The sequence below is a fragment of the Bradyrhizobium sp. SZCCHNR1098 genome, from assembly GCF_032489375.1.
In the GTDB taxonomy this organism is placed as follows: domain Bacteria; phylum Pseudomonadota; class Alphaproteobacteria; order Rhizobiales; family Xanthobacteraceae; genus Bradyrhizobium.
In genome coordinates this window covers 240825-265547 of the sequence record NZ_JAUEXY010000008.1, presented here as the reverse complement: position 1 = coordinate 265547, position 24723 = coordinate 240825, and the positions used below count along the sequence as shown (strand labels likewise).

The following is a 24723-nucleotide window of genomic DNA, read 5'->3' as shown; positions in this document are numbered from 1 at the left end:
TCCGAGCGTTAAACGGCGACGGCCGCGCAGCCCTCGAGGCGGCGCGGCGCTGCAATGCAGTGGGGGGTGCCGGTGGTGAGGCTCAGAGCGTCCGGCTGACGGCGAGCGGGGTGAGGTGCCGTGCGCCCGGGGCGGCGCGGCGGCCGCCGGCGGTATACGTGCTGGGGATGTTCTTGCGCTGAACCTCGGCATTGACGCCGCGCACGATCTTTTCCGAGATCGCGTGCGCAGTCGCCAGCACGGTCAGGTTCACCTGCAGCAGGGCGCGGAAGGTGTCGTGGTGGCGGTGCAGGGTGGCGAGCAGCTCCGGCGCGGTCTGCTTCATGAACTCCTGGCTCGCCTTGAGGCGGCCCACGGTCGTGACGTAGTGGCGGGACAGCTCGGTCTTCTTCGGGCCGAACGCCATGCCTTCGCGCAGCTTGCCGGCGCGGACCAGCTCGGTCTCCTGCTCGATGACCGCGATCAGCTCGCTCATGACGCTCACCATCTCGTCGGCGAGCGCGCGTGCCTCTGCGGCGCTGGTGGCGGCGGCGTAGGTCGTCTTCTTCGCTTGGCCCTGTGCGGTCATTTCATAACTCCCTTCGGCGTGAGCGTTTGCCGCCCACGCGCTTGTCACGCGAACATTTACGCTTTGCCGTTGGCGCCGGAGCTGCTGCCGGCCTGTTGCAGGATGAGAGTGCGGAAGACGTCGTTGGAGATGCCGACGCCGCCGGCCTTGGCGAAGTTCTTGGAATATTGCTCCGTCAGCATCGAGCGCCAGACGCCGGTGCCCGGCGTGTCGCCGAACGGCCCTTCGCCCTTCACGCCGCTGGTCATCTGCGAAAACATGCTGTTGAGGAACATTGCTTCGAAGTCGGTCGCCGTCGCCTTGGCCCTGGCCTGCGCCTTGGGCGAGACCTTGGTCAGGGCCTCGGCGAGATCGAGATCGGTGCGCGGCGCGGTGACGGCCGCGGCCGTCGGCATGTTGAGAGCGACGCGGCCATGATAGGAGTCGATGAAGGACGTCGCCATCACATCACCTCGATGTCGGCTTCGATCGCACCCGCCGCCTTGATGGCCTGCAGGATGCTGATCAGGTCGCGGGGACCGATGCCGAGGCCGTTGAGGCCGTCGACCAGCTGCTGCAAGGACACACCGTCCTTGACGACCGCGAACTTCTTGCCTTCCTCGGTGACACCGACGCTGGTGCGCGGTGTGACCACGGTGCGGCCGCGCGACAGTGGATTGGGCTGGCTGACCTGCGGACTTTCGGAGATCGTGACGGTGAGGTTGCCTTGCGCCACGGCGACGGTCGCCACGCGCACGTCGCGGCCCATCACGATGATGCCGGAGCGCTCGTCGATGACGATCTTGGCGGCGAGATCAGGATCGACCTGCAACTGCTCGATCTCGGTCAGGAAGGCGACGACGTTGCCCTTGAACTCGGCGGGAACGCTGAGCTGCACCGTCGAAGGGTCGATCGGCTCGGCGGTCTTGACGCCGAGGAAATCGTTGATGGCGGCGGCGATGCGCTTTGCGGTGGTGAAGTCGGCGTTGCGCAGGGCGAGCCGCACGTTCGGCAGCCGGTTCAGGGCGAACTCGATCTCGCGCTCGATGATGGCGCCATTGGCGATGCGGCCGACCGTCGGCACGCCGCGCACGATCTTGGCGGCCTCGCCCTCGGCCTGGAAGCCGGAGATCGCGAGCGAGCCCTGCGCCACCGCATAGACGTTGCCGTCGGCGCCGAGCAGGGGGGTGACGAGCAGGGTGCCGCCCTGCAGGTTCTTGGCGTCGCCGAGCGCGGACACCGTGACGTCCATGCGCGTGCCTTGCGTCGCGAATGGCGGCAGGTTGCCGGTGACCATGACAGCGGCGACGTTGCCGGTGCGGATGGTGGCGCCGCGGATGTTGACGCCCATGCGCTCGAGCATCGCCTGCAGCGACTGCTTGGTGAACGGGATGTTGTTCAGCGTGTCGCCGGTGCCGTTGAGGCCGACCACGAGGCCATAGCCGATCAACTGGTTCTGGCGCACGCCCTCGATATTGGCGAGATCCTTGATCCGCGAGGTCGCATTCGCAGACATGACGGTAGATGCCAGCGCCAGCACGGCGGCGCAGGCGACCTGAAACAGGCGCGTGGTTCGGACGCGTCGCATCCTATGCTCCCCTCGAACTCTTCAAGTGATCACTCGGCCACTCCCATGACCGCATGATCGACGTTAACTATGCGAGCGTCGTGCCACGGCGATGCTCCGGGCTAACTCATTGAAAGAGTGTGAAATCGACTCGAAGCTTTGTCGCGGTCCAGGGGGACTCCGGGGGAACGAAGCTGCCGCCCCGGCAGAATTTGCCGGGCCGTTTACGCACCGTTAACCACGGCGGAGCCAATCTCCCGCTCGACACGCGAAGCTTGCGGGAGCCATCGATGCGCATCTACGGACCGAACGGCACGACCCTGGGCTCGTCGACCAGCTCCACGCGGAAAACCTCGTCCAGCGGCTTCAAGCTGCCTGACGTCGGCACCACGCAGGACACGCGCGCGACGCTCGCGCCCAAGCAGACGGCGAACATCGATGCGCTGCTGGCGCTGCAGGGTATCGAGGAGGAGCCGGCGGAGCGCCGCAAGCGCTCGGTCCAGCGCGGCAAGCGCGCGCTCGACGTGCTCGATGATCTCAAGCTGACGCTGCTGTCCGGCAAGCTCGACACCGCGATGGCGCTGCGGCTGCGCGATGCCGCGGCCGACCTGAAGCAGACCTCGGGCGACCCGGGACTGGATGCGATCCTCTCAGAGATCGAGCTGCGCGTCGAGGTCGAGCTCGCCAAGGCCGGGCGGAGCTGAGACGCTTCGCGCGTTCAAGCCGCCTTCGACGGCTGTTGCGCGTCGTAGCGCCGCTGCGCGGCGGTGACCTCCTTGAGATGGCGCTCGGCCCAGTCGCGCAGCGGATCGACCGCGGCGGCGAGCGTCAGCCCGAGCGGCGTGATCGAATATTCGACGGTGACCGGGACGGTCGCGATCGCGCGCCGCCGCACCAGGCCGTCGCGCTCCAGGCTCTTCAGCACCTGGGACAGCATCTTCTGCGAAATCCCTTCGATCGACCGCCGCAACTGATTGAAGCGCAAGGGGTCGTTGCGCAGCAGGATCAGGATCAGCACGGCCCATTTGTCGCCGACGCGATCGAGGATCTGTCGCGTTGGGCAGTCGGCCGAATAGACGTTCGCGGCTCTCATCGGTTACTCCGGCGTGACCAGGTGATCTTAAAGTGCGCTCTTAACACCAGCATTCGTTCCGCTATCTAGTCACTATCGGATACCGAGGCGGCTTCGTCCAGACCTCGGATCCGACCTCGTGATCTCGAACATAGGAGTCTCCCCATGAAGATCGCCGTCGCCGGCGCCTCCGGCCGTGCCGGGTCCCGCATTACCGCCGAGCTGGCCAGCCGCGGCCACCAGGTCACTGGCATCGCCCGCAACCCGGAGAAGATCGCCGGTCACGCCAACGTCAAGGCGGTGCGGGGCGATGCCAACGACCGCGCCGCGCTGGCAAAGCTCTGGGCCGGCCATGACGTCGCGATCAGCGCGATCCATTTCTCGGCCAGCGATGTCGAGACCCTGGTCGGGGCGGCCAAGGACTCCGGCGTATCGCGTTACCTCGTGGTCGGCGGTGCCGGCTCGCTCGAGGTCGCGCCGGGTGTGCGGCTGGTGACGACGCCCGGCTTTCCGGCCGCCTACAAGGCCGAAGCGGAGAAGGGCGCCGCGTTCCTCGATCGTCTGCGCCAGGAGAAGGAGCTCGACTGGACCTTCCTGTCGCCCTCGGCGATGATCGATTTCGGTGCCCGGACCGCCAAGTTCCGGCTCGGAACGGACCAGTTGCTGGTCGATGCCGACGGCAAGAGTTTCATCACCTTCGAGGACTTCGCGGTCGCGATGGCCGACGAAATCGAGCGTCCGGCGCACCGGCGGGCCCGTTTCACGGTCGGTTACTGAGGCCGTCCGCGGCGTCCCGCCGGCTGCGGCCGAATTTGCCTGTGCAACGGCCCGAACGGCGGGGCGCCCGTGCCGATCGAAATATTGTCTGTCACATGAGGCCGCTATATAACGCGGCCGCGAACGGGCGTATTCCGTCCGCCGGTGCCGAAACCGGCGCCAGCACGTACAGATGGGCTGACCTTGGAAAAGTTGAAGAACTACAAACCTTCCGAAAAAGAGCCTTTCATGAACGAACGCCAGCGCGACTATTTCCGCGCCAAGCTGCTGGCATGGAAGGAGGAGATCCTGCGCGAATCGAAGCTCACCCTGCAGGCTCTGCAGGAGGAGAACGTGAACCATCCGGACCTCGCCGACCGTGCGTCGTCCGAGACCGACCGGGCGATCGAGCTTCGCGCCCGTGACCGCCAGCGCAAGCTGATCTCCAAGATCGACGCGGCGCTCCAGCGCATCGAGGACAACACCTACGGTTATTGCGAGGAGACCGGTGAGCCGATTTCGCTGAAGCGGCTCGAGGCCCGGCCCATTGCGACGCTGTCGGTGGAAGCGCAGGAACGCCACGAGAAGCGTGAAAAGGTCTATCGCGACGAGTAGGTCGCGACACTGACCTGAACGAGCGGGGATTGCGGCCGCCTGCCGGGTGCGGCCGCAGTATCTGTTGACGGCTGAGACGGTGCTTGTGCGATCCGCACAGGCTGTGCGGGAGCGAGCGCAAGCGCCCTTGGTTTTCCGAACGTCAGGAACTTTTTCGCGCCTGCTGAATTAACTGCGGTTCCATCTCGGAACGCCGCGGGGAATCATGGGCGAGCCGGACATAGCCAGAGGCGCGCTGGCGACGATGCAGCGCTCCTACGGCGCCCTGAGCATCAAGGGACGCCTCCTTCTGCTGGCCGGCATTCTGTTCCTGCCCTGCGTCGGACTGATTGCCTATGTCATCGTGTCGATGGCGCAATCCGCCGACGCCTCAATTCGGCACGGCCTGTCCTATGCCGCGCAGACGATCTCCGGAGCTGTCGACGCCGAATTGCGGCGCTATATCGCGCTCGCCGAGGTGCTGGCGAAGTCTCCTGAACTCAGCGCGGCCGATCTCAGCGACTTCGAGGCGGAGGCGCGCCGCGTCGGTGCGGTCAGCGGCGAAGGCTGGATCATCGTGTCGGACGCGAGCGGCCGCATCCTACTCAACACCGGGGCGACGCCGGGCAAGCCGCTCGGCGAGCGCACGCCCGAAGGCCGGCACTCGCAGGAGCGCGCTTTTCAGTCAGGAAGGCCATCGATCTCCGACATCTTCACCGGTCCCAATTCCGGCGCGTGGGTGGCGACTGTCGATGTCCCCGTCGTCAAGGATGGCAAGCCGTTCCGTTGCCTGTCGATCGCCATGCCGGCCGCGAACTACACCCGGCTGCTGGCCCAGCAGCAACTGCCGGCCGACTGGCTCGTCGGCATCATGGACGGCCAGGGCCGCTACATCTCGCGCATTCCGAAGAACGCCACCACGATCGGGCAGCCGGCGTCGGCCGGCTGGCGGGCGACTGCCAAGGCCGAGGGGATCGCCGAGTTTCCATCGATCGAGGGCGATCGTGTCATCAACGCCAATGCGCGTCCCCAGCTGAGCGACTGGACGGTCGGGGTCGGCATCAAGCAGGCGGCTTTCGCCCAGGCGATCTCCTCGACGGTGCAGACCGCAACCATGGTGGCAACGACGATCTGCGCCCTGGCGCTGCTGCTGGCGGCCGGCATCGGCCGAAGCATCGCCCGGCCGCTCGAAAGCATCGCCGTCAAGAGCGCCATCCCCGGCGAGGCCGCGCCCTCCGATCCTCCGGAGGTCCGGGCGCTCAACGCCCGACTGGCTGCGGCCGAAAAGGCGCAGGCGGAGAGTGCGCGCGTCATCCAGGAGAATTTCGGAATGCTCGCCCAAGCCAGGGACGATGCGTCGCGCACGGCCGGGCAGCTCAAACTCGCCGCGAAATACGGACGGCTTGGCACCTTTACCTGGGACGGCAGATCCGGCGCCAGCCACTGGTCCGATGAGATCGAAGAACTCTATGGGCTCGCGCCGGGCACGTTCCCAGGGACCTATGACGCTTGGCTGGCGCTGGTGCATTCCGAGGACCAGGCGCGTGCCGATCGGGACAACAAGCAGGCGCTGATCACCGGCGAGCTCGATTCGGAGTGGCGGGTGGCGCTGCCCGACGGCTCGATCCGGTGGATCGAGGCGCGCGCCCGCATGTTGGGCGGCGAGGGCGGCGGCGATCCGTACATGATCGGCGTCAACATCGACGTCACGGCCGCGAAGGAAGCCGACCGCAAGCGCGAGCTGCTCGTGCATGAGCTCGCCCATCGCGTCAAGAACAGCCTCGCCGTGGTGCAATCGCTGGCGCATCAGCTGCTGCCGCGGCACGACGCCAAGGTCCGCGATTTCACGTCACGCCTGCATGCGCTGGCGACGGCGCACACGAGCCTTGCCGAGAACGACTGGCAGGGCGCCGATCTCGCCGCCCTCATCAGGAGTCAGGTCGCGCCGTTCGCCAGCACACCGGATCAACTCGCCACCAGCGGCCCCGCCATCCTGGTCCCGGTCGAGCTGACGACGCAGCTGGCTCTCGTCATCCACGAGATGGCCTGCAACGCCAGCAAATATGGCGCGCTCACCACGCCCAACGGTCACGTCGATGTCAGCTGGTCGTTGGCCCAGGACGCGCTGCATGTCCGTTGGCAGGAGAGCGGCGGCCCGCCGGCGCGCGAGCCTCCGGTGGTCGGCTTCGGCAGCCGGCTGCTGACCCGCACGGTCAGGCATCTGCAGCGCACATTTGCCGAGAGCGGGCTGACCTGCCAGTTCGAGCTGCCCTGGCTCACGACACGTGACGAGAGCTCGATGGCCGCAACGGGCGAGGCGAGTTGAGCGTCAGCGCGCGAAGCGCCACTCGGCTGGTCCTGACATGGCCTCACATGGCCTCGCCATCGCGCTCTGCCATACCCACGTCCGGGGTATCGACGCAGAGACGGCAATTCCGATGAGCGAGGTACTGGTTATGGGCGGCTGGTCGGTTGAAAGTGCCGCTTGCGCCCGCGGCCGCGCCGTCTCAAATTGTTGATGAAGCTGAGATGGGAGCCAAAATCTCGTTAATAAACAATCCGTTCACCATAAATCCTGCGATGCCGGTTCGGGCCGCGGGCCAGGGGAGTTGAAGGGCCATGGGAGCAGACGAGATCCTTGCCGCTGCGCAACTGATTGTAGATGCCCGCAAGCGGCGGGCGCCCTTGGGCGCTCTGCCGCCGCAGCTTCAGCCGAAGGATGAAGCTGCCGGCTACGAGATCCAGCGTGAAGTCCATTGGCTGCTCGCCGAACAGGCCGGTGACTTCGCTGGCTACAAGATCGGCTGCACCAGCAAGGTGATGCAGGACTATCTTGGTATTCCGCATCCCTGCTCCGGCGGGGTGTTCGCGCGCGGCGTTCACCAGACGGGGGTCGGATTGCGCACGGCCGACTTCGTCCGCGTGGGCGTCGAATGCGAGATCGCCGTGCGGCTCAAGCACGACCTGCTGCCGTTGGACGCGCCGTTCACCATGGATCGTGTCGTCGAGGCGATCGGCGACTGTCATGCGGCGATCGAGATCGTCGACGACCGTTATGTGCAATGGCAGACGCTGGGGGCGCCGACGCTCGTCGCCGACGATTTCTTTGCTGCCGGCTGCGTCCTCGGCCCGGCGCTCCCGCGCGCTGCCGTAGCGGACTTGGCCGCGGTGCAGGGCCGTGCCATCGTCAACGGCACCCTGGTCGGCGAGGGCACCGGTGCGGATGTGCTGGGACATCCGGTCCACGCGCTGGCCTGGCTTGCCAATCATCTCGCCGCCGGTGGTGACGGGCTCGAGGCCGGACAGCTCGTGCTGACCGGCAGCCTGGTCAAGACGATATGGCTGAGCGCGGGCGACCGGGTGCGGATGGAGCTGGACGGCCTCGGTGTGGTCGAGGCGGCGTTCATGTGATCCCGCGTCGAGGAAGACCTGCCGATCTCTGAGCGGGGCGTTGCTCCGCTCCAGCTAGACGAGCTCCATGCGCAGATGACGGCCTACGGCTCTGGCGGCGCGCGCCAGCGTGCCGAGCGTGACGGATTCATTGTCGGGATCGAGCAGCCGGTCGAGCTGGGCGCGGCTGGTCTCCATGCGGGCCGCCAGCTCGGTCTTGGAGATCGCCTCGCGCTTCATTAGCTCCTCGAGCTGCCGTACCAGCACGCGCTTGATCGCGCGCGCCGTCACGGTCTCGTAGAGACCGTCCTCCTTCAGAAAGTCGTCGAAGGCAGAGCCGACCTTGCCGGCAGTCTTAGGTGCGCGCATCACGAAATGTCTCTCATGCGTTTGACGGCCAATTCGATATCGGATGCCGGAGTCTTCTGACTCTTCTTGATGAAGGCATGGAGCAGGATCATCCGGCCGTCTCGCAAGCAAAAGATCACACGGGCGATCCGGCCCTGCGTGAGGCTGCTGCGAACCTCCCACAGTCCATGACTCAATGGCCGACACAGAGGAAGCCCGATCGGCCAAGCAAACTCGACGTCCTTGATATCCTCGCCGAGGATCCGACGATCCTCGGCAGGCAATTCCTTGAGCCAGTCCCGGACGGGTTCGCGGCCGGATGGCAGCGCGTAGAAGAACGCCGGTAGCCGTTTCATTGAAATGTACCATTTTTGGTACGTTCTGCAACAGGGAAAATGCTGAGCAGGCTCTCAGTTGATCGCCAAGTGAACGACACTTGTCTAGGCAAGTAAACGAACACGGCCTCCGGCAGGGGAGCTACCGGAGGCCGCGTATACATCGCCCGCTGCGCCTAGGTTCGCATTGGGCAATGTGGGAGCTCGCTTTCAGAGAAGGGCGGCGGCTGCGGATCATCTCATGACCAGTGTCGCGCTCGGCCAAGTCCTTGTCTGACCCTCCGGGGAGGGATTTTCATCGTGTCTCTTCATCCTTGTCCGATTGCCGACCCAAGACATTCAGGTCGGAGCTTTCGCGGCGACCGGGCGTGGTTGGCTCCGCCCGGCCTTTCGATGTGATCTCCGCCTCAGAACGGCAGCAGGATGTCCATCACCTGCTGGCCGTAGCGCGGCTGCTGGACGTCGGAGATCTGGCCGCGGCCGCCGTAGGAGATACGGGCCTGGGCGATCTTGGTGGAGTCGATGGTGTTGTCGCTCTGGATGTCCTCGGGCCGCACGATGCCGGCCACGATCAGCTCGCGGATCTCGTAATTGACCCGGATCTCCTGCTTGCCTTCGACGACGAGGTTTCCGTTCGGCAGCACCTGCGTCACCACCGCGGCGACGCTGGTGGTCAGGGATTCCGAGCGCTGGATGGTACCCTTGCCGTCGGAGGACGAGGTGCCGTCGGCGGTCAGGATGCGGCCGGGCAGCACCTTCTGCGCCTGCACGCCGAGCGTCTTCGCGCCGATGAAGTCGGTGATGCCCGAATCCTCCTTGTTGGTGCGGCTGCGCTGGGTCTCGTTGGCGAAATTGGCCTTGTCGGAGATGCTGACCGTGACGGTCAGGAGGTCGCCGACCTGACGGGCGCGCTGGTCCTTGAAGAAGGCGCGCGAGCCGTTGCGCCACAGCGAGTTCGGCGCGTAGGACACCGTCTCGGGCTTGGGCATCGGCATCTGCACCGGCTTGTAGCCCGGCTGCGTGGTCGGGTTGTCGATCTCCGTCAGCTTCGGCCGCTCGCCGATCTGCGACAGCCGGTCGATCGAGGAGCATCCGCCGGCCATCGACAGCACTGCGAAGGAGACCGAGACCAGCGCAACCCGGCGCAGGCTCGAGGCGCCCCGACCATCAAACTTGAACTTCGACATGAAACTTACTCGGCTTTCGGGGTGGCGGAGGTGGGAAGGCGGCTGGCGACGGCGACGGGCGCGGCGATGTCGGCTTCGGAGGTCTGCGCCGGCTTGGCGACGGCGATGTCGACGGAGACCTGGCCGCGACCCGAGACGCGGCCGGTCACGGTGCGCTTGGACTGCAGATTGAGCACGCTGACGACGTCGCCTTCGGTGCCCGACTCCAGCGCCTTGCCGCGCGTGGTGAGATAGATGCCGGCGGTCTGGTAGATCAGCGTGACCGCCTGGTCGCGCTGCACGAGGTCGGGCTTGGCGAGGTCGGTGGTCTTCAGCGCCTGACCCGCGCGCACCGCGCGGCGCATCTGCATGCCCACTGCGAGCTCGCGCGAGGCAGGCTCGCCGCCGCCGAGCTCGGCGCGCGGCCGCCGCTCGGTCTGCAGGTCGCCTGAGCGGATCATCTCGTTGCGATCGATGTTGCGGGTCAGCACCACGGCCTCGACGGTCTCGATCGCCGTGCCGGTGTAGCGCAGCTTGGTCGGGCTCGCGCCATTGGCATGGCCGAGCTCGAAGGTGATGTCGAAGCGGCCGCTGCGGGGGTCGAAGCGGGCGCTGGTCGGCGCCAGCGTGCCTGACGTCGAGGCCTCGAATTTGAGATCCTGCACCGGCTGGTCGAAGCTGATGCTGAGGTTCGCGGCATCGCCAAGTCCGTTGCGGTGATCGAGCGCCTGGGCCACTGCCGTGCTGATCTCCTTGGCGTCGATGGCGCGGGCCAGCCGCGTGACCGCAACCTCCTTGATGTCGCGGACCTCGACGCCGATGACCTGGTGGGTGCGCAGGGTCGCGATCACCTGCGCGGCCGGCAGCACGCCGGTCGTGCCGAGATCGGGCGCGCGGTAGACGGCGATATTGGCCGCGACGCCCGCATTGTCGATCAGGTCGCCGACGCGCACGATGTCGCCGGTGACGTTGACGGTGGAGCGCAGCACGGGCGCCTTGATCTGGTCGTCGGCCTCGCCGGCCAGCGCCGACAGCGCGGTCGAGGCGAGCAGGGCGGCTGCGAGCAGGAAGGGACGGACGGTGCGGGTCATGATGGCGATCTCCCTTCGAACCTCAGCGGAACAGCGCAGTGGTCGATTGCAGCATCTGGTCGGCGGCCGAAATGACCTTGGCGTTCATCTCATAGGCGCGCTGGGCGGCGATCAGCTCGCTCATCTCGCTGACGACATCGACGTTGGCCTGCTCCAGGCTGCCCTGGGTGATGCTGCCGAGGCCATCCTGGTTGGCGACGCCGTCCTGCGGTGCGCCCGACGACGGCGTGTCGGTGAACTGGTTGTTGCCGACCGGCTGCAGGCCGGCCTTGTTGATGAAACGGGTGACCTGGAGCTGGCCGATGATGTTCGAGGTGGTCGAGCCCGGCAGCGTCACGGAGACCTGGCCCTGCGCGTTGACGGTGATGCCCGAGGCGTTCTGCGGGATCGTGATCGTCGGCTGCACCGGGTTTCCCTGCGCGGTGACGATGCGGCCTTGATTGTCCATCTGGAAGGTGCCGTCGCGGGTGTATTGGAAGGTGCCGTCGGGCATCAGCACCTTGAAGAAGCCCTCGCCCGAGATCGCGAGGTCGAGATCGTTGCCGGTCTGCGACAGCGTGCCCTGCGTCATCGAGCGCGGCGTGCCGACGGTCTTGACGCCGCCGCCGATGTCGATGCCGACGGGCAGGATCGTGCCCTGGTCGGAGGACTGCGCGCCGACGCGGCGCATATGCTCGTAGATCAGGTCCTGGAACGCCACCGTCTGCTTCTTGAAGCCGGTGGTGCGCAGGTTGGCGATGTTGTTGGAGATCACCTGAACGTTGAGTTCCTGGGCCGCCATTCCGGTCGCAGCGGTGTGAAGCGCCTGCATGTCACGTCTCCTTCAAGATCTGTCAGGCCGGAACGTCGGCGAGTTTCTCGATCGCGTTCTTGCGCAGGTCGCTCTGGACCTGCAGCATGTTGGCGACCTGGGTGTAGGCGCGCATCACTTCGACCATCTTGCTCATCTCGCCGACCGCGCTGACGTTCGACTTCTCGATGTAGCCCTGCTGGATGGTCGACTTGGTGTCCTGCTGCGGGATGGCGCCGGCGGCGGCGTAGAGGTTGTTGCCCTGCTTCTGCGCGGCCTGCGGATCGGCGAAGTTGACGATGCGCAGCTTGCCGCGGATCGAGTCGGTGCGGTTGACGCCCTCGACCACCGTCACGGTGCCGTCGGGCGAGATGTTGACGTCGTGGTCGGTCGGCTGAAACACGATCGGACCGCCGGTGCCGAGCACCAGGTCACCGGCGGAGGTGACGAGCTGGCCGAGATTGTTCATGTGCAGGTTGCCGTCGCGGGTGTAGCGCTCGCCGGCCGCGGTCTGCACCGTCAGGAAGCCGTCGCCCGTGACGGCGACGTCGAGCGCGTTGCCGGTGCGCTGCATCGAGCCCTGCGAGAAGTCGCGATAGGTGCCGCGGTCCTGGACATAGGACACCCTGCGGGCGGCGCCCGGAAAATTGTCTTCATGCGCGCCGGAGGAGAGATACTCCTCGAACAGCTGCTGATCGGCCTTGAAGCCGTTGGTGTTGACGTTGGCGACGTTGTTGGCAACGACGTCGAGCTGCCGCTCCAGCACCATCTGCCGCGACAATCCGATGAGAAGCGCATTCTCCACCGGTCGATCTCCCCTTTTAACGAATCCCGTTCGCGGCACCTCTCCCAAGGCGATCTCGATCGGGTCTTCAACGAACCGTTCGGCTCTCCCAAGCCGGCGGGTTCGCAAGGGGTACAGCGAAAGCTGTGCCAACTCTGAATCTATCGATAAATCAACGATTTGGATTTAAGCCCGGGTTCAGAACGCCCGGCAATAACGTCTCGCTAACCATAATTGCCCGGCAAGTTTTTCCCACCGCCTCGGCAAAAGAAAGCTTCCGTTAACCATTGTTACCGTAGCGTTCCCTCAACAAAGCGCAGATGCGCTGGGAGCGTTGGTTTCGCGTCATTAAGCTTTCTGGCGGCATCGGCTCGATTTTCCGGAAGGATCCGAAAGCCATGGCCGAGAACGACGCCGGAGCAGGCGAAGGCGAGGAGCAAGCAGGCTCGCCGAAGAGCAAGCTCAAGCTGATCATCATGGTCGTCGGCGCGCTGGCGCTGCTCGGCGTCGGTGGTGCGGCCTATTTCTTCTTCTTCAGCCACAAGAACGACGAGCATCACGCCGAGGCGGCGCCGCCGCCGAAGCCGCCGGCCTTCGTCGAGGTGCCGGACCTTCTCGTCAACCTGGTCGGCAATCCCGGTGACCGCGTCCAATATCTGAAAGTGAAGATCGTGCTGGAGGTGAAGGAGGAGAAGCAGGTCGAGACGATCAAGCCGACGCTGCCGCGCGTCACCGACATCTTCCAGACCTATCTGCGTGAGCTCCGGCCGAGCGACCTCAACGGCTCGGCGGGCCTGTTCAGGCTCAAGGAGGAGCTCACCAAGCGGGTCAACGTCGCGCTGGCGCCGAACCAGGTCAACGCGGTGTTGTTCAAGGAAATCGTGGTCCAGTAAGGCAAAGAAGCTCAACGATCATGGCGGGCAACGATCAAGTCGACCAGGATGCGATAGCCGCGCAATGGGAAGCCTCGCTCGACTCGGAGGATCCCACAGAGGCCGCGGAAGCCGCAGCAGCCAATGAACTCACCGAATCGATGGCTCTGCAATGGGCCGCGATGGTCGAGGACGGCAGCCGCGATTTCGGCGCCACCAAGAACGGCGGCGAGCGGGTGCTGTCGCAGGAGGAGATCGACAATCTCCTCGGCTTCACCGCCGGCGAGGTCAGCCTCGACGACCATTCCGGCATTCGCGCCATCATCGATTCGGCGATGGTTTCCTACGAGCGTCTGCCGATGCTCGAAATCGTCTTCGACCGTCTGGTGCGGCTGATGACGACCTCCTTGCGCAACTTCACCTCCGACAACGTCGAAGTCTCGCTCGACCGCATCACCTCGGTGCGCTTCGGCGACTACATGAACTCGATCCCGCTGCCCGCCGTGCTCAGCGTGTTCAAGGCGGAGGAGTGGGAGAATTTCGGGCTCGCCACCGTCGACTCGACCCTGATCTATTCGATCATCGACGTGCTGCTCGGCGGCCGCCGCGGCAACACCCAGCTCCGCGTCGAGGGCCGCCCCTACACGACGATCGAGACCAACCTGGTCAAGCGCCTGATCGAGGTGGTGCTGAGCGATGCCGAGCAGGCGTTCCGGCCGCTGTCGCCGGTGCGCTTCACCATCGACCGGCTCGAGACCAATCCGCGTTTCGCCGCGATCAGCCGGCCCGCCAACGCCGCGATCCTGGTGAAGCTGCGGATCGACATGGAAGACCGTGGCGGCAACATCGAGCTGCTGCTGCCCTATGCGACGATCGAGCCGATCCGGCCGGTGCTGTTGCAGATGTTCATGGGTGAGAAGTTCGGCCGCGATCCCGTCTGGGAAGGCCACTTCGCCACCGAGATCACCAAGGCCGAGATCGCCGTCGACGCCGTGCTCTACGAGGCCGACGTGCCGCTGAAGCAGCTCATGAAGCTGAAGGTCGGTGACACCCTGCCGCTCGACATCCGTCCCGATGCGCTGGTCGCGGTCCGCTGCGGCAGCACCATGCTGACGGAGGGGCGGATGGGCCGGGTCGGCGACCGCGTCGCGATCCGTGTCACCAAGAATTTGCGCAAGCCGAATACGACGCTTGCGATGTTCGAAGGCTCCGAAGGCCAGAACAAGTTGATGGAGGCCCAATGAACCACTCCCTCGGATTGATCATCGAAAGCCTGGTGGCGGTCCTTTTGGTGCTGACCATCGGCTATTGCATGCTGCTGAATTCCAGGCTGAAGCGGCTGAAGGCGGATGAGCATTCGCTCAAAGCCGTGATCGCGGAGCTGATCACCGCGACCGAGATCGCCGAGCGGGCGATCGGCGGCCTCAAGCTCGCCGTGCGCGACGTCAACGACAATCTCGGCAATCAGCTCGCCGCCGCGACGCAGATGTCCGACCAGTTGCGCAAGCAGCTCGCCGAGAGCGACGGCGTGGTGCGCCGGCTGTCGCGCATCGCCAGCGCCGCGCGACCCATCACCTCGCCTGAAGCCGCGCCCGAGCCGGCGCCTGCGCCGGTGCCGGCGATCACGACCGAGCCGGTGCGCGTCTCCGGTGCCAAGGCGGTTGCCGCCGCGGCCCAGGCATTCTCCGAACGTCGAAGGACTGGTGGCCTTGCCGCATGAATGCGTTTCGTAACATCCGCGTCATTCCCGTCGTCCTGATCGCGGTGGCCTGTCTTGCGGTCCTGAAGGTGGCCGGCCTCGTGATCGATGGCGGCTACGTTTTCGACTATGACCCTCACCCGACCAAGCGGTCCTGGGCCCAGGAGAACCTGGGCTATCCGGGCCGCGAGGACAATGACATCGTCACCGGCTCCACGCACGGCGCACCGAAGGAGAAGAAGGAGGAGGCGCCCAAGCCCGCCGCTCCGGACACCAAGCCCGAGGGCGTGGTGATCAAGCCCGAGGAGAACCAGCAGCAGGTGTCGCCGGCGGAGAAGGCGATCCTCGAGCGGCTGCAGTCGCGTCGCCAGGAGCTCGACGCGCGCGCGAGAGAGATCGACATTCGCGAGAGCCTGTTGCGCGCCGCCGAGCAGCGCATCCAATCCAAGACGGAGGAGATGAAGGCGATCGAGGGCCGCATCTCCGGCGCGCAGGCCGCCAAGACCGAGGCCGACAACGCCCGCTTCAAGAGCATCGTCACGATGTACGAGGGCATGAAGCCGAAGGATGCCGCCAAGGTGTTCGACCGGCTCGACATGTCGGTGCTGATCGAGATCGCCTCGCAGATCGCGCCACGCAAGATGTCCGACATTCTCGGACTGATGACGCCGGAGGCGGCCGAACGGCTCACCGTCGAGCTGGCGCGCCGGGCCGGCGCCGACAGGCCCGAGACCAGCGCCGAGCTGCCGAAGATCGAGGGCAAGATCGTGCCCGTGAAGAGCAATTGAGCCGCATGTTTAATGCGCCCTTAAACGCCGACACCTAGATTTCCGGCGTGGCGGGGCAGGCGTATCCGTCAAGTTGCGGATGTCGAACCGGAAGCTTGTGACCATGGCGCGCACGACTCCCATTGGATTGCGGTCGAAGGCCCGCGCACGGGCGCGCACTGGCCTTGCGCTGCTGTCGGCCATCGTCATCGGCCTGGTGCTGTCCACGGTCGCGGCAGGCGCTGCGCCGGTGCCGGGCGAGGCGAGCCTGTCGGCTCAGGACGGCTATGCGCGGCTGGTGCTGAAATTCTCCGAGGACATCAACGCCGACGTCACCACCGCCGGCTCGATTCTGCTGATCAGGTTCGATCGCGCCGCCGCCGTTCCGATCGACCGCTGGGTGGACGCGGCGCCCGACTACATCTCGTCGGCCCGCGGCGACCCCGACGGCTCGGCGCTGCGGTTGTCGCTGTCGCGCAAGGTCCGCGTCAACACCATGACTGCGGGCGAACGCGTCTTCATCGATCTGTTGCCCGACAGCTGGACCGGCCCGCCGCCGCCGCTGCCGGCCGAGGTCGTGCGCGAGCTCGCCGAGCGAGCGCGCGCCGCCGAACGGGCGCTGCGGCTGCAGCGCGCCGAGGCGGAATCGAAGAAGCGGCCGCCGATCCGCGTGCGCGCGCTGGTGCAGCCGACCTTCGTGCGCTTCGTATTCGAGATCCCCGACGGTGTCGGCATCTCCTCGGTGCTCAACGACCAGAAGCTGTCGCTGTTCTTCACCGCGCCGCTGTCCTTCGATCTCGCCGACGCCAAGCTCGTCGCGCCGCCGAACGTCGCCGCGATCAACCAGCGCATCGACGGCAGCAGGACCGTCGTCGAGCTCGGCCTGGTCGGCGAGGTCGACGTTCGCGCCTTCCGCGAGGAGAAGAACTACAACATCGACGTCGCCTATCAGCAGCCGGACAAGAAGGTCTCCGCAGTCTCCTCGGACACGCTGCCGGGCGCCAAGGCGGCCGCGGCCGAGAAGCCCAACGGCAGCAAACCCAATGGCGACAAGCCGAAGCAGGCTGCGCAGCCCGAGATCGTGCCGCCGACCTCCGACACCATCGCCAAGGAGATGAAGACGGAGACCAAGCCTGCGGTCGCGGCGCCAGCCACCGAGCTCGCAGCCGAGCCTGCGCCGTCGGCAGCGGCTGCTGCCGCGCCGGCCGCCGCGAAGGCCGAAGCCGCGCCCGAGGCCCCCAAGCCTGAAGCTGCTGCGCCTGAAGCTGTCAAATCCGAAGCAGCCAAATCCGAGCCAGCGAAGTCCGAGGCGATGAAGTCGGAGGCGGGCAAAGCCGAAGCCGCCAAGCCTATCGAGACCAAGTCTGCCGAGATCAAGTCTGCCGAAACCAAGGCCGCCGAAACCAAGCCGGCCGAGAAGGCAGCTAATGGAGCCGCCACCCTGGAGGCCCTGCGCGACAGTGAGGGCCTGCGGCTCACCTTCGGCTTCGGCCAGGTCACGCCGGCGGCGCTGTTCCGCCGCGGCGACACGGTATGGATGGTGTTCGATTCGACCAAGCCCGTCGACGTCGAGCCCATCCGCGCCAAGGGCGGCGCGATCATCGGCGAGGTCAACAGGACGCCGCTCGACAAGGGGCAGGCGATCCGGATCCGCCTCAACCGCCCGCAGATGCATTCGCTCGGCAGCGACGATGGCGGGCGCAGCTGGACCCTGTCATTCGCCGACAAGGGCCTGACCAATCAGCAGCCGCTGATGGTGATGCGCAACGTCACCGATCCCGCGCTCGCCAATGTCATGGTGCCGCTCGCCAATCCCGGAGCCGGCATGCTGCACCGGCTGACCGACCCGGATGCCGGCGACACGCTGCTGGTCGTGACGGCGCCGCCGCCGATCCGCGGCTTCATCAAGCGCCAGGATTTCGTCGACCTGTCGCTGCTCGATTCGATCCACGGCATCGCGGTGCGTCCGAATTCGGATGACGTCGCCGTCGAGATCGCGCCCGACAAGGTGATCCTCGGCCGGCCGGGCGGGCTGACCCTGTCGTCGATCGGCTTCTCGCCGGAGCGGGCGCCGACCGCCGTACGGCCGATGTTCGACATCGACGAATGGCAGCAGAACCAGACCCAGCCGTTCGTGCCGCGCGAGGATCTGCTGATCAAGGCCGCGGCGAACGCCGAGCCGGAGCGGCGGGCGCAGACGCGGCTGGCGCTGGCGCGCTTCTACATGGCGCGAGCGATGTATCCGGAAGCGCGCGGCGTCACCAATCTGATGATCTCCGACGCCGACCCGCGCACCGACGAGACCGCCATGCTGATGATCCACGCGGTGGCGAGCATCCTGATGGGCCGGCCGGACCAGGGACTCAAGGATCTCGCCACTCCGTCGATCGGCAATAATTTCGATTCGCAGATGTGGAAGGGCCTCGCCTTCGCCCGCCAGGGCAAGTTTGCCGACGCGCGCGAGAAGCTGAAGAACGTCGAGTTCGCCATCGCCTCGCTGCCGCTCGACCTGCAGCGCGTCGTGATCGCGGATGCGATGAAGTCGGCGCTCGAGATCAAGGATTTCGCCGGCGCCGCCAAGCGGCGCGCCGAGCTCGACGTGATCGGCGTGCCCGCGGACATGAAGCCCGACATCGCCGTGCTGCGCGGTCGGCTCGCCGAGGCGATGGCGCAGGAGAAGGATGCGCTCGACGACTATCGCTTCGCCGTCAATTCCGACGACCGCCTTGCGGCCGCGGAGGCCAAGCTGCTGGAGATCAAGCTTCTGCAGAAGCGCGGCGAGATCAAGCCGCCGGACGCGCTGAAGGAGCTGGAGACCTTGCAGGCGATCTGGCGCGGCGACGCCATCGAGGTGCAGACGTTGCAGATGATGGCGCAGCTCTACGAGGAGGCGGGGCGCTATGCGGACTCGCTCGAGGCCGCGCGTCAGGCCACCCGCCTGATGCCCAACTCCGATTTGGCGCGGCAGGCCCAGGATGCAGCCTCCCGCCTGTTCTCGCAGTTGTTCTTGAACGGCAAGGCCGACGAGCTGCCGCCGGTCGATGCGCTCAGCATCTTCTACGGGTTTCGCGAGCTGACGCCGATCGGCCGCCGCGGCGACGAGATGATCCGCAAGCTCGCCGACCGCTTGGTCGGCATCGATCTGCTCGATCAGGCCGCCGAGCTTCTGCAATACCAGGTCGACCACCGCCTCGAAGGCGCGGCGCGCGCCCAGGTCGCCGCGCGTCTCGCCATGGTCTATCTCACCAACCGCAAGCCTGAACGCGCCATTGAGGCGCTGCGCACCACGCGCATCGCCGATCTCGCGGGCGAGCTGCGCCAGCAGCGGCTGCTGCTGGAAGCCCGCGCCAACAGCGACATCGGGCGTTACGACCTCGGACTGGACATCATCAGCAACATCGGCGGCCGCGAGGCGATCCGGCTGCGCTCCGACATCTACTGGGCGTCGCGGCGCTGGCGCGAGGCGTCCGAGCAGATCGAGCTCTATTACGGCGATCGCTGGCGCGATTTCCGCCCGCTCAATCCGGCGGAGCGCGGCGACATCCTGCGCGCCGTGGTCGGCTATGCGCTCGCCGACGACGCCATCGGCCTCGCCCGCTTCCGCGAGAAATATGCGCCGCTGATGACCGGCGAAGCCGACAAGATCGCATTCGACGTCGCCAGCAAGCCGGCGAGCGGCTCCAGCGCCGAATTCGCGCAGATCGCGAAGATGGCGTCGAGCGTCGATACGCTCGACGGCTTCCTGCGCGACATGCGGGCGCGCTTCCCGGATGCCACCGGCAAAGGACCGGACGGCGGCAAGGATGCTGCGAAGGCCCCGTCGGAGGCGACCGGCGCCTTGCCGCGCATCCAGGGCGTCAAGCAGGCGATCGCGGGTCGATGACGTCGTGCGTCAAGGCGTGTAGCCAGGAGGACCTGGCGACATGACGAAGCCGACCAAGACCGAAGCCGAGCTCATCGCGATGGCCAAGGCGGAGCTGAAGGCGCGGGTCGGTTGTCCCGACGGCATGGCGATCTCGGTGCTCCGCTGGGGCACCAAATGGAGCTCTGCGCCAAGGCCGATCCCGGCACGGCGACGCGCACCGGCTATCCGGAGAGCGTGTCGATGCTGGTGAAGATCGGCGACGAGCTGAGCAAGCAGTACGACGTCGCGGGGTGAGCGATTCTGAATCCGTCCGAAGCGCGCCAAGACGAAAGTTCGAGACTGCTTTGCGAAGCCAGCAGATCGGCAATTGTCGCGCTCGTTCAGTCAGAACCGTGCGGCGCAAGCGCTTCGATGATGCGGCAGTCGGCAACGGCGCCGTGCTTGCAGCGCCCTATGACATCGGCAAGCTCGTCACGCAGCGCCACGAGGTCCGCGATCTTGCGTTCGATCTCTGCGAGGTGTTGGCCCGCGATGACGTCGACCGCTTCGCATGAGCGGTCTCGCTGATCGGCAAGGTCCAGCAGGTCACGGACCTGCTCGATGGAGAAGCCCAAATCGCGGGCACGCCGAATGAAGCTCAGTCGCCCGAGCTGGCGGTTATCATAGGCGCGGTAGTTCCCCTCGGTTCTCGGCGGAACCGGTAGCAGACCGATCCGCTCATAGTACCGGATCGTCTCCACCTTGGTGCCGGTCCGCTTCGCGAGGTCTCCGATGGTCAGTCGCGACATGGCTTGACCCTGTAGTGGCTACAGGGTCCATATATGACGTCGCATCATCTTGTAAGAGGCGACGATATGGCTGGTTGTCATGATGACTGCTGTTCGTCTTCCCCTCCGAGGGAACTGGACAGCCCCCGCTGGCGTCGTGCGCTCTGGATTGCGTTGGTCATCAATGGAGCCATGTTTTTGGCCGAGATCGCAGCAGGCGTGGCGGCCGGGTCGGCCTCGCTGCAGGCGGACGCAATCGACTTCCTCGGTGATACGGCCAACTATGCGATCAGCCTCGGAGTGGCGGGACTCGCGTTGACCTGGCGAGCACGCGCCGCCCTTCTGAAGGGCTGGTCGCTCGTCCTGCTTGGCGTCCTTGTCCTTGCCTCCACTGTCTGGCACGCAATTGCAGGCACCCTCCCGGAGGCGAGGACGATGGGGGTCGTCGGCATGCTCGCTCTTGTCGCCAATGCAGGCGTGGCCGTCATGCTCTACCGTTTCCGCGTCGGCGACGCGAATATGAGGTCAGTCTGGATCTGCTCCCGGAACGATGCGCTCGGCAACATCGCCGTGCTCGCGGCCGCAGCCGGTGTGTTCGGCACCGGCACGGCGTGGCCGGATCTCATTGTGGCGGCGATCATGGCCGCGCTTGGTTTGAGCGGTGGCTGGCACATCATACAGCGAGCTCGCATCGAGTTGCGCGGCTCCTCCACATCGCGCCCCGTCGCAAGCCCAATCCGGGCGAACTGATCGAGGGTACGCGTCAATGGGAGACACGAGCCTACTGCCTCTCGCTCATCATGACAGGTGAAACCTACCCGCCGTAGCTCTGCACCAGGCTGCCGGCGACCAGCGACCAGCCGTCGACCAGCACGAAGAAGATCAGCTTGAACGGCAGCGACACCACGACCGGCGGCAGCATCATCATGCCCATCGACATCAAGACCGAGGCGACCACGAGGTCGATGATCAGGAACGGCAGGAACAGCAGGAAACCGATCTCGAAGGCGCGCTTGAGCTCGGAGATCATGAAGGCCGGCACCAGGATGCGCAGCGACAGGTCGTCGGGCGTCGCCGGCGGCGGCTCGCCCGAGAGGTCCATGAACAGCTTCAGGTCCTTCTCACGCACGTTCTTCTGCATGAAGCCGCGCAGCGGCACCGAGGCGCGCTGCAGCGCGTCCTCGACGCCGATCTGGTTCTCGACCAGCGGCCGGATGCCGTCCTCATAGGATTTCTGCAACACCGGCCCCATCACGAACGCGGTCAGGAACATCGCGAGCGCGATGATGACCGAGTTGGGCGGGGCGGTCGCAGTGCCCATCGCCGTGCGTAGCAGCGACAGCACGACCACGATGCGCGTGAACGACGTCATCATGATCAGGATCGACGGCGCGATCGACAGCACCGTGAGCAGCGCGATCAGTTGGACCGCGCGTTCGGTGACGCCGCCACCGCCGGCGCCGAGATTGATGCTGATGTCCTGCGCAGCAGCACGTCCCGCCAGTAAACCGGCGGCAGTCAGAACAGCGATGAAGACAACTCTACGCGGGGGAAGCAGCGATCTCACTGAGACGACTTCGGACGTCCGAGCAGCGAGGCCATCTCGTCCTCCAGATTCTCGAAGCTGGTCTTGACCGGCGCGGCTTGCGCCGGAGCCGGCTCGCTGCGTGCGGCCGCCCGGGGACCCGAGGCTGGAGCAGCCGACGGATCGGCCGATGGACGCCGCAGCGCGGCCTCGAGCCGTTGCGCCATCTCGGCCAGATTGGCTTCGGCGCTCTGATCGGCCGCTGCGGGCGGCGGCGCAACCGGCGGCGGTGGCGGTGGCATCTGCGCAACCGGCGGCAGCGGCGGCGCCGCCACGCGTTCGACGCGCTCGGCTGCGCGTTCAGCGCTCCGCACCGGCGGCAGCCGGGGCCCCTCGGAGGGGCGCGGCGCCTCTGCCGGCCGTTGCGGCTCGGCGGGGCGCAGCGGGCGCGGCATCACCGGTTCACCGCGGGGCGCCCGCTCGGGGCGCGGCTCCAGGCGGGCTTCGTCGCCGCCGCGCGGCTCTCCACGGACGTCCGCCCGGAGGTCCTGGCGGGGATCGGGACGGCGCGGAGGGAGCGGTGATTCCGGCGGGAACGCCGGTGCCGGCTCACGCCGCTCAGCAGCAGCCGGCCCCGTGCGGCGAACCTCATCGATGAACGACGGCCGCATCGGGCGCTGCGGCGGCTCCGGCATCTGCGGCTCGGCATGCTCGGCGGCCTCGGTCTTCGGCTCGTTGTCGGCCCAGGACGGCGCATCCGGCAGCGGCGCGATGCGCGCCGCCGGCCGCTCTTCATTGATGCCCGGCCGCTGCGGCAATTGCTCGCGCGCCGGCATAGCGCGCACGATGTTGGATTCGACCACGATGTCGGTCGGCCCGCCGATCATCAAAAGATGCTCTATGTTGTCACGGCGCACGAGCACGAGACGGCGGCGGCCATCGACGGCGGCGGCATCGATTACGGCAAGCCGGGGCATGCGGCCGCGATTCGGGTTGGTGCCGAGACGATTGCCCGCGAATCGACGGACCAGCCACGCGGCGAGGCCGATCAGAGCCAGCACCGCCACGAATGCAAAAAAGAACGTCAGTGCCTGCATCTCTGTCCCCGGCAAATACCGCGTCCTTTCGAAGTCTCTCGTCTGTCCAACGCATCGCCGGCAGCGAACGGAGCTTCAGAACCGGAACCAACCTGTTAACGCATGACGGCAGGAACTGCCGCTCGGCCTCTTAATAACCCATGAATCGGCCGGGCCAAAACGACTTCTTGGCGAGCCGCGCCGTCCCGTAATGATGCATCGGTCGGCTGGGACCCCGGCACTTTCCTAAGAAATCGTCAAAACCCCGGGAATGTCCCGGTGGGCATAGCGCCGTTTCTTAACTCCTTGTTAACCATATGCACGGCAATTTCTACCTACCCAAACCGTCCGGTAGCCGGACATAACCGAGCAGCGCCATGTCCATCAACGATCTCCCCGTGTTGTCGGCGTTGCGGACCAAGATGCAATGGCACCAGGAGCGCCAGCGCGTGCTGTCGGAGAACGTCTCCAATTCGGATACGCCCAACTTCAAGCCGAAGGATCTGGTTGAGCCGAAGTTCGATTCAACCGGCCAGGCGGTCGGCGGCTTTGCGCCGCTGTCGCTGACCCGGACCAGCACCGCGCACATCGCACCGTCGTCGGGCGAGAGCGCGAGCTTCGACCAGAACCGCAAGGCCGGATTTCAGACGAGGCCCGCCGGCAACGCGGTGAGCCTCGAAGAGGAGATGCTGAAGGTCTCCGCCAACCAGATGGACTATGCCGCGGCAACCTCGTTGTACGGCAAGAGCCTGCATCTGTTGAAGACGGCAATCGGCAAGGCCTGAGCCGGAGTTGAGGACGGAGACCGACAAGCATGGCAAACGACTCCAGCGATTTCCTGCGCTCGATGAGCATTGCGACCTCCGGCCTGCGTGCGCAGGCGGGGCGTATGCGCGTCATTTCCGAGAACATCGCCAATGCCGATTCGACCGCCGCCAAAGCGGGTGGCGATCCGTATCGCCGCAAGGTCCCGACATTCACCTCGGCGCTCGACCGTGCGCTTGACGCCAAGGTGGTGGCACTCGGCAAGGTGGTGCCCGATCAATCGTCGTTCCGCGTCAAATACGACCCCAGTAACCCGGCCGCGGACGCGTCCGGCAATGTCAAGTACCCCAACGTCAATCCGCTCATCGAGATGACCGACATGCGCGATGCACAGCGGTCCTACGAGGCGAATTTGAACATCATCGGCGCCACGCGCCGCATGATCCAACGCACACTCGACATTCTGAAGACCTAGGACAGGAACGAAAGTCATGGCCTCCCCAATCTCCGCAGCTAATGCCTATGCGAATTCCGCCCGCGTGCTCGACGCCGGCGGCTCGAGCGGTGCCTTCGGCAGCCTCGGGCGCGTGCGCGACGTGCTAGGCAGCGGCAACGGCGCCGACAAGGGTGGTCCGTCATTCAGCGCGGTGCTGAAGGATGCGATCGGCAGCGTGATGGAGGCCGGCCGCAAGTCGGACAGTCAGGCGGTCGCGATGGCCGCGGGCAAGGCGAACGTCATGGATGTCGTCACGGCGGTCGCCGAAACCGATGTCGCGGTGTCGACGCTGGTGTCGGTGCGCGACCGCGTGATCCAGGCCTATGAAGACGTGATGAAGATGACGATCTAGGCGCAGCTCGTAACGAATCAGGGATTTGCCGTCTGCCGCGACTGCGCGCGATGCGCGATGAGGCGGGGGCCGGACCGGAACCGATCGACAGTGAGGAAC

General features: G+C 66.1%; 27 protein-coding genes and 1 pseudogene. 15 read left to right on the top strand and 13 right to left on the bottom strand.

All coding sequences use genetic code 11. From position 1 onward, the window contains the following. Nucleotides 1-82: 82 nt before the first annotated feature. From QX135_RS19085 to QX135_RS19075, 3 genes are read right to left on the bottom strand one after another with little or no spacing between them, the layout of a single operon-like run. On the bottom strand, nt 83-568 hold the full coding sequence (locus QX135_RS19085; protein WP_315738789.1) for a hypothetical protein: 486 nt from the start codon (nt 566-568) through the stop codon (nt 83-85). Nucleotides 569-624: 56 nt separating this feature from the next. Then, on the bottom strand, nt 625-1011 hold the full coding sequence (flgJ, locus tag QX135_RS19080) for a flagellar assembly peptidoglycan hydrolase FlgJ (protein ID WP_315756568.1): 387 nt from the start codon (nt 1009-1011) through the stop codon (nt 625-627). Then, nucleotides 1011-2135 carry a flagellar basal body P-ring protein FlgI gene (locus QX135_RS19075; RefSeq protein WP_315738786.1) on the bottom strand — a complete coding sequence of 375 codons (1125 nt, stop codon included), beginning with the start codon at nt 2133-2135 and terminating at the stop codon, nt 1011-1013. The genes flgJ and QX135_RS19075 overlap by 1 nt, the downstream gene beginning before the upstream one ends. A gap of 269 nt (nt 2136-2404) precedes the next feature. Here QX135_RS19075 and QX135_RS19070 point away from each other — a divergent pair, with 269 nt between their 5' ends. Beyond that, entirely contained in the window at nt 2405-2818 is a 414-nt protein-coding gene (locus QX135_RS19070; protein WP_315738785.1) for a flagellar assembly protein FliX, read from the top strand. Nucleotides 2819-2832: 14 nt separating this feature from the next. Here QX135_RS19070 and QX135_RS19065 read toward each other — a convergent pair whose 3' ends face one another. Continuing rightward, a complete protein-coding gene (locus QX135_RS19065; RefSeq protein ID WP_316179118.1) occupies nt 2833-3207 on the bottom strand; it encodes a helix-turn-helix domain-containing protein in 375 nt (124 codons plus the stop codon). 144 nt (nt 3208-3351) lie between these two features. On the opposite strand from QX135_RS19065, the gene QX135_RS19060 reads away from it, so the two are divergent. The 4 genes from QX135_RS19060 (at nt 3352) to QX135_RS19045 (ending at nt 7947) form a co-directional block, all read left to right on the top strand. After that, nucleotides 3352-3963: an NAD(P)-dependent oxidoreductase gene (locus QX135_RS19060; protein WP_316179120.1), complete on the top strand. Its 612-nt coding sequence runs from the start codon at nt 3352-3354 to the stop codon at nt 3961-3963. A gap of 228 nt (nt 3964-4191) precedes the next feature. Further along, on the top strand, nt 4192-4557 hold the full coding sequence (dksA, locus tag QX135_RS19055; RefSeq protein ID WP_170323279.1) for an RNA polymerase-binding protein DksA: 366 nt from the start codon (nt 4192-4194) through the stop codon (nt 4555-4557). A gap of 205 nt (nt 4558-4762) precedes the next feature. After that, the gene (locus QX135_RS19050; protein WP_316179122.1) at nt 4763-6862 is read left to right on the top strand and encodes a sensor histidine kinase; all 2100 of its coding nucleotides are present in this window, start codon (nt 4763-4765) and stop codon (nt 6860-6862) included. 293 nt (nt 6863-7155) lie between these two features. Then, nucleotides 7156-7947 (top strand): 2-keto-4-pentenoate hydratase, encoded by a 792-nt coding sequence (locus tag QX135_RS19045; RefSeq protein ID WP_316179124.1) that lies wholly within the window; start codon nt 7156-7158, stop codon nt 7945-7947. Nucleotides 7948-8001: 54 nt separating this feature from the next. On the opposite strand, the gene QX135_RS19040 is transcribed toward QX135_RS19045, so the two are convergent. The 6 genes from QX135_RS19040 to flgF all read right to left on the bottom strand — a co-directional run bounded on the left by QX135_RS19040 (nt 8002) and on the right by flgF (nt 12461). Next, nucleotides 8002-8295: a helix-turn-helix transcriptional regulator gene (locus QX135_RS19040; protein ID WP_315738781.1), complete on the bottom strand. Its 294-nt coding sequence runs from the start codon at nt 8293-8295 to the stop codon at nt 8002-8004. Further along, on the bottom strand, nt 8295-8630 hold the full coding sequence (locus QX135_RS19035) for a type II toxin-antitoxin system RelE/ParE family toxin (protein WP_315738779.1): 336 nt from the start codon (nt 8628-8630) through the stop codon (nt 8295-8297). The genes QX135_RS19040 and QX135_RS19035 overlap by 1 nt, the downstream gene beginning before the upstream one ends. A 386-nt stretch (nt 8631-9016) precedes the next feature. After that, complete coding sequence (gene flgH, locus QX135_RS19030; protein ID WP_316179127.1) at nt 9017-9796, bottom strand: flagellar basal body L-ring protein FlgH; 780 nt, start codon at nt 9794-9796, stop codon at nt 9017-9019. 5 nt (nt 9797-9801) lie between these two features. Beyond that, a complete protein-coding gene (flgA, locus tag QX135_RS19025) occupies nt 9802-10869 on the bottom strand; it encodes a flagellar basal body P-ring formation chaperone FlgA (RefSeq protein ID WP_315739125.1) in 1068 nt (355 codons plus the stop codon). Between the two features lie 19 nt (nt 10870-10888). Further along, nucleotides 10889-11677 carry a flagellar basal-body rod protein FlgG gene (gene flgG / locus QX135_RS19020; protein ID WP_315738775.1) on the bottom strand — a complete coding sequence of 263 codons (789 nt, stop codon included), beginning with the start codon at nt 11675-11677 and terminating at the stop codon, nt 10889-10891. Between the two features lie 22 nt (nt 11678-11699). Then, the gene (flgF, locus tag QX135_RS19015) at nt 11700-12461 is read right to left on the bottom strand and encodes a flagellar basal-body rod protein FlgF (RefSeq protein ID WP_316179130.1); all 762 of its coding nucleotides are present in this window, start codon (nt 12459-12461) and stop codon (nt 11700-11702) included. Between the two features lie 377 nt (nt 12462-12838). Here flgF and fliL point away from each other — a divergent pair, with 377 nt between their 5' ends. From fliL to QX135_RS18985, 6 genes and pseudogenes are all read left to right on the top strand, one after another. Then, nucleotides 12839-13333, top strand: a complete 495-nt coding sequence (gene fliL, locus QX135_RS19010) for a flagellar basal body-associated protein FliL (RefSeq protein ID WP_315738773.1) — start codon at nt 12839-12841, stop codon at nt 13331-13333. Between the two features lie 20 nt (nt 13334-13353). Continuing rightward, nucleotides 13354-14556 (top strand): flagellar motor switch protein FliM, encoded by a 1203-nt coding sequence (fliM, locus tag QX135_RS19005; protein ID WP_315738772.1) that lies wholly within the window; start codon nt 13354-13356, stop codon nt 14554-14556. Next, nucleotides 14553-15032, top strand: a complete 480-nt coding sequence (locus tag QX135_RS19000) for a DUF6468 domain-containing protein (protein WP_315716016.1) — start codon at nt 14553-14555, stop codon at nt 15030-15032. The genes fliM and QX135_RS19000 overlap by 4 nt, the downstream gene beginning before the upstream one ends. Next, nucleotides 15029-15799: a flagellar protein FlbB gene (locus QX135_RS18995; protein ID WP_315812663.1), complete on the top strand. Its 771-nt coding sequence runs from the start codon at nt 15029-15031 to the stop codon at nt 15797-15799. Before QX135_RS19000 ends, QX135_RS18995 begins: the two co-directional genes overlap by 4 nt. Before the next feature lie 103 nt (nt 15800-15902). Next, nucleotides 15903-19661 carry a tetratricopeptide repeat protein gene (locus QX135_RS18990; RefSeq protein ID WP_315812662.1) on the top strand — a complete coding sequence of 1253 codons (3759 nt, stop codon included), beginning with the start codon at nt 15903-15905 and terminating at the stop codon, nt 19659-19661. Between the two features lie 40 nt (nt 19662-19701). Next, nucleotides 19702-19937, top strand: a pseudogene (locus QX135_RS18985) (hypothetical protein). A gap of 86 nt (nt 19938-20023) precedes the next feature. Here the strand turns inward: QX135_RS18985 and QX135_RS18980 are convergent. Beyond that, complete coding sequence (locus QX135_RS18980; RefSeq protein ID WP_316179132.1) at nt 20024-20431, bottom strand: helix-turn-helix domain-containing protein; 408 nt, start codon at nt 20429-20431, stop codon at nt 20024-20026. Nucleotides 20432-20464: 33 nt separating this feature from the next. Between QX135_RS18980 and QX135_RS18975 the strand changes: the two genes are divergently transcribed. Beyond that, nucleotides 20465-21160 carry a cation transporter gene (locus QX135_RS18975; RefSeq protein WP_409999350.1) on the top strand — a complete coding sequence of 232 codons (696 nt, stop codon included), beginning with the start codon at nt 20465-20467 and terminating at the stop codon, nt 21158-21160. A gap of 64 nt (nt 21161-21224) precedes the next feature. Here QX135_RS18975 and fliP read toward each other — a convergent pair whose 3' ends face one another. Beyond that, on the bottom strand, nt 21225-21977 hold the full coding sequence (fliP, locus tag QX135_RS18970) for a flagellar type III secretion system pore protein FliP (protein WP_315738765.1): 753 nt from the start codon (nt 21975-21977) through the stop codon (nt 21225-21227). Then, nucleotides 21974-23032, bottom strand: a complete 1059-nt coding sequence (locus tag QX135_RS18965; RefSeq protein ID WP_315812660.1) for a flagellar biosynthetic protein FliO — start codon at nt 23030-23032, stop codon at nt 21974-21976. Before QX135_RS18965 ends, fliP begins: the two co-directional genes overlap by 4 nt. Nucleotides 23033-23388: 356 nt before the next feature. Here QX135_RS18965 and flgB point away from each other — a divergent pair, with 356 nt between their 5' ends. The 3 genes from flgB to fliE are packed head-to-tail and all read left to right on the top strand — an operon-like array spanning nt 23389 to nt 24624. Beyond that, the gene (gene flgB / locus QX135_RS18960) at nt 23389-23796 is read left to right on the top strand and encodes a flagellar basal body rod protein FlgB (RefSeq protein WP_315756551.1); all 408 of its coding nucleotides are present in this window, start codon (nt 23389-23391) and stop codon (nt 23794-23796) included. Nucleotides 23797-23825: 29 nt separating this feature from the next. Further along, the gene (gene flgC / locus QX135_RS18955; RefSeq protein WP_315716023.1) at nt 23826-24251 is read left to right on the top strand and encodes a flagellar basal body rod protein FlgC; all 426 of its coding nucleotides are present in this window, start codon (nt 23826-23828) and stop codon (nt 24249-24251) included. Nucleotides 24252-24267: 16 nt separating this feature from the next. Next, the gene (gene fliE, locus QX135_RS18950) at nt 24268-24624 is read left to right on the top strand and encodes a flagellar hook-basal body complex protein FliE (RefSeq protein WP_315738761.1); all 357 of its coding nucleotides are present in this window, start codon (nt 24268-24270) and stop codon (nt 24622-24624) included. Nucleotides 24625-24723: the final 99 nt, after the last annotated feature.

Coding starts and splice junctions, on each gene's coding strand:
- fliE (WP_315738761.1), top strand. CDS start 24,268: ATGGCCTCCCCAATCTCCGCAGCTAATGCCTATGCGAATTCCGCCCGC.
- QX135_RS19050 (WP_316179122.1), top strand. CDS start 4,763: ATGGGCGAGCCGGACATAGCCAGAGGCGCGCTGGCGACGATGCAGCGC.
- flgC (WP_315716023.1), top strand. CDS start 23,826: ATGGCAAACGACTCCAGCGATTTCCTGCGCTCGATGAGCATTGCGACC.
- QX135_RS19045 (WP_316179124.1), top strand. CDS start 7,156: ATGGGAGCAGACGAGATCCTTGCCGCTGCGCAACTGATTGTAGATGCC.
- QX135_RS19070 (WP_315738785.1), top strand. CDS start 2,405: ATGCGCATCTACGGACCGAACGGCACGACCCTGGGCTCGTCGACCAGC.
- fliM (WP_315738772.1), top strand. CDS start 13,354: ATGGCGGGCAACGATCAAGTCGACCAGGATGCGATAGCCGCGCAATGG.
- fliL (WP_315738773.1), top strand. CDS start 12,839: ATGGCCGAGAACGACGCCGGAGCAGGCGAAGGCGAGGAGCAAGCAGGC.
- QX135_RS19065 (WP_316179118.1), bottom strand. CDS start 3,207: ATGAGAGCCGCGAACGTCTATTCGGCCGACTGCCCAACGCGACAGATC.
- flgG (WP_315738775.1), bottom strand. CDS start 11,677: ATGCAGGCGCTTCACACCGCTGCGACCGGAATGGCGGCCCAGGAACTC.
- QX135_RS18995 (WP_315812663.1), top strand. CDS start 15,029: ATGAATGCGTTTCGTAACATCCGCGTCATTCCCGTCGTCCTGATCGCG.
- dksA (WP_170323279.1), top strand. CDS start 4,192: ATGAACGAACGCCAGCGCGACTATTTCCGCGCCAAGCTGCTGGCATGG.
- QX135_RS18980 (WP_316179132.1), bottom strand. CDS start 20,431: ATGTCGCGACTGACCATCGGAGACCTCGCGAAGCGGACCGGCACCAAG.
- QX135_RS18990 (WP_315812662.1), top strand. CDS start 15,903: ATGGCGCGCACGACTCCCATTGGATTGCGGTCGAAGGCCCGCGCACGG.
- QX135_RS19040 (WP_315738781.1), bottom strand. CDS start 8,295: ATGCGCGCACCTAAGACTGCCGGCAAGGTCGGCTCTGCCTTCGACGAC.
- flgH (WP_316179127.1), bottom strand. CDS start 9,796: ATGTCGAAGTTCAAGTTTGATGGTCGGGGCGCCTCGAGCCTGCGCCGG.
- QX135_RS19000 (WP_315716016.1), top strand. CDS start 14,553: ATGAACCACTCCCTCGGATTGATCATCGAAAGCCTGGTGGCGGTCCTT.
- flgJ (WP_315756568.1), bottom strand. CDS start 1,011: ATGGCGACGTCCTTCATCGACTCCTATCATGGCCGCGTCGCTCTCAAC.
- flgB (WP_315756551.1), top strand. CDS start 23,389: ATGTCCATCAACGATCTCCCCGTGTTGTCGGCGTTGCGGACCAAGATG.
- QX135_RS19085 (WP_315738789.1), bottom strand. CDS start 568: ATGACCGCACAGGGCCAAGCGAAGAAGACGACCTACGCCGCCGCCACC.
- QX135_RS18975 (WP_409999350.1), top strand. CDS start 20,465: ATGACGTCGCATCATCTTGTAAGAGGCGACGATATGGCTGGTTGTCAT.
- QX135_RS19035 (WP_315738779.1), bottom strand. CDS start 8,630: ATGAAACGGCTACCGGCGTTCTTCTACGCGCTGCCATCCGGCCGCGAA.
- QX135_RS18965 (WP_315812660.1), bottom strand. CDS start 23,032: ATGCAGGCACTGACGTTCTTTTTTGCATTCGTGGCGGTGCTGGCTCTG.
- QX135_RS19075 (WP_315738786.1), bottom strand. CDS start 2,135: ATGCGACGCGTCCGAACCACGCGCCTGTTTCAGGTCGCCTGCGCCGCC.
- QX135_RS19060 (WP_316179120.1), top strand. CDS start 3,352: ATGAAGATCGCCGTCGCCGGCGCCTCCGGCCGTGCCGGGTCCCGCATT.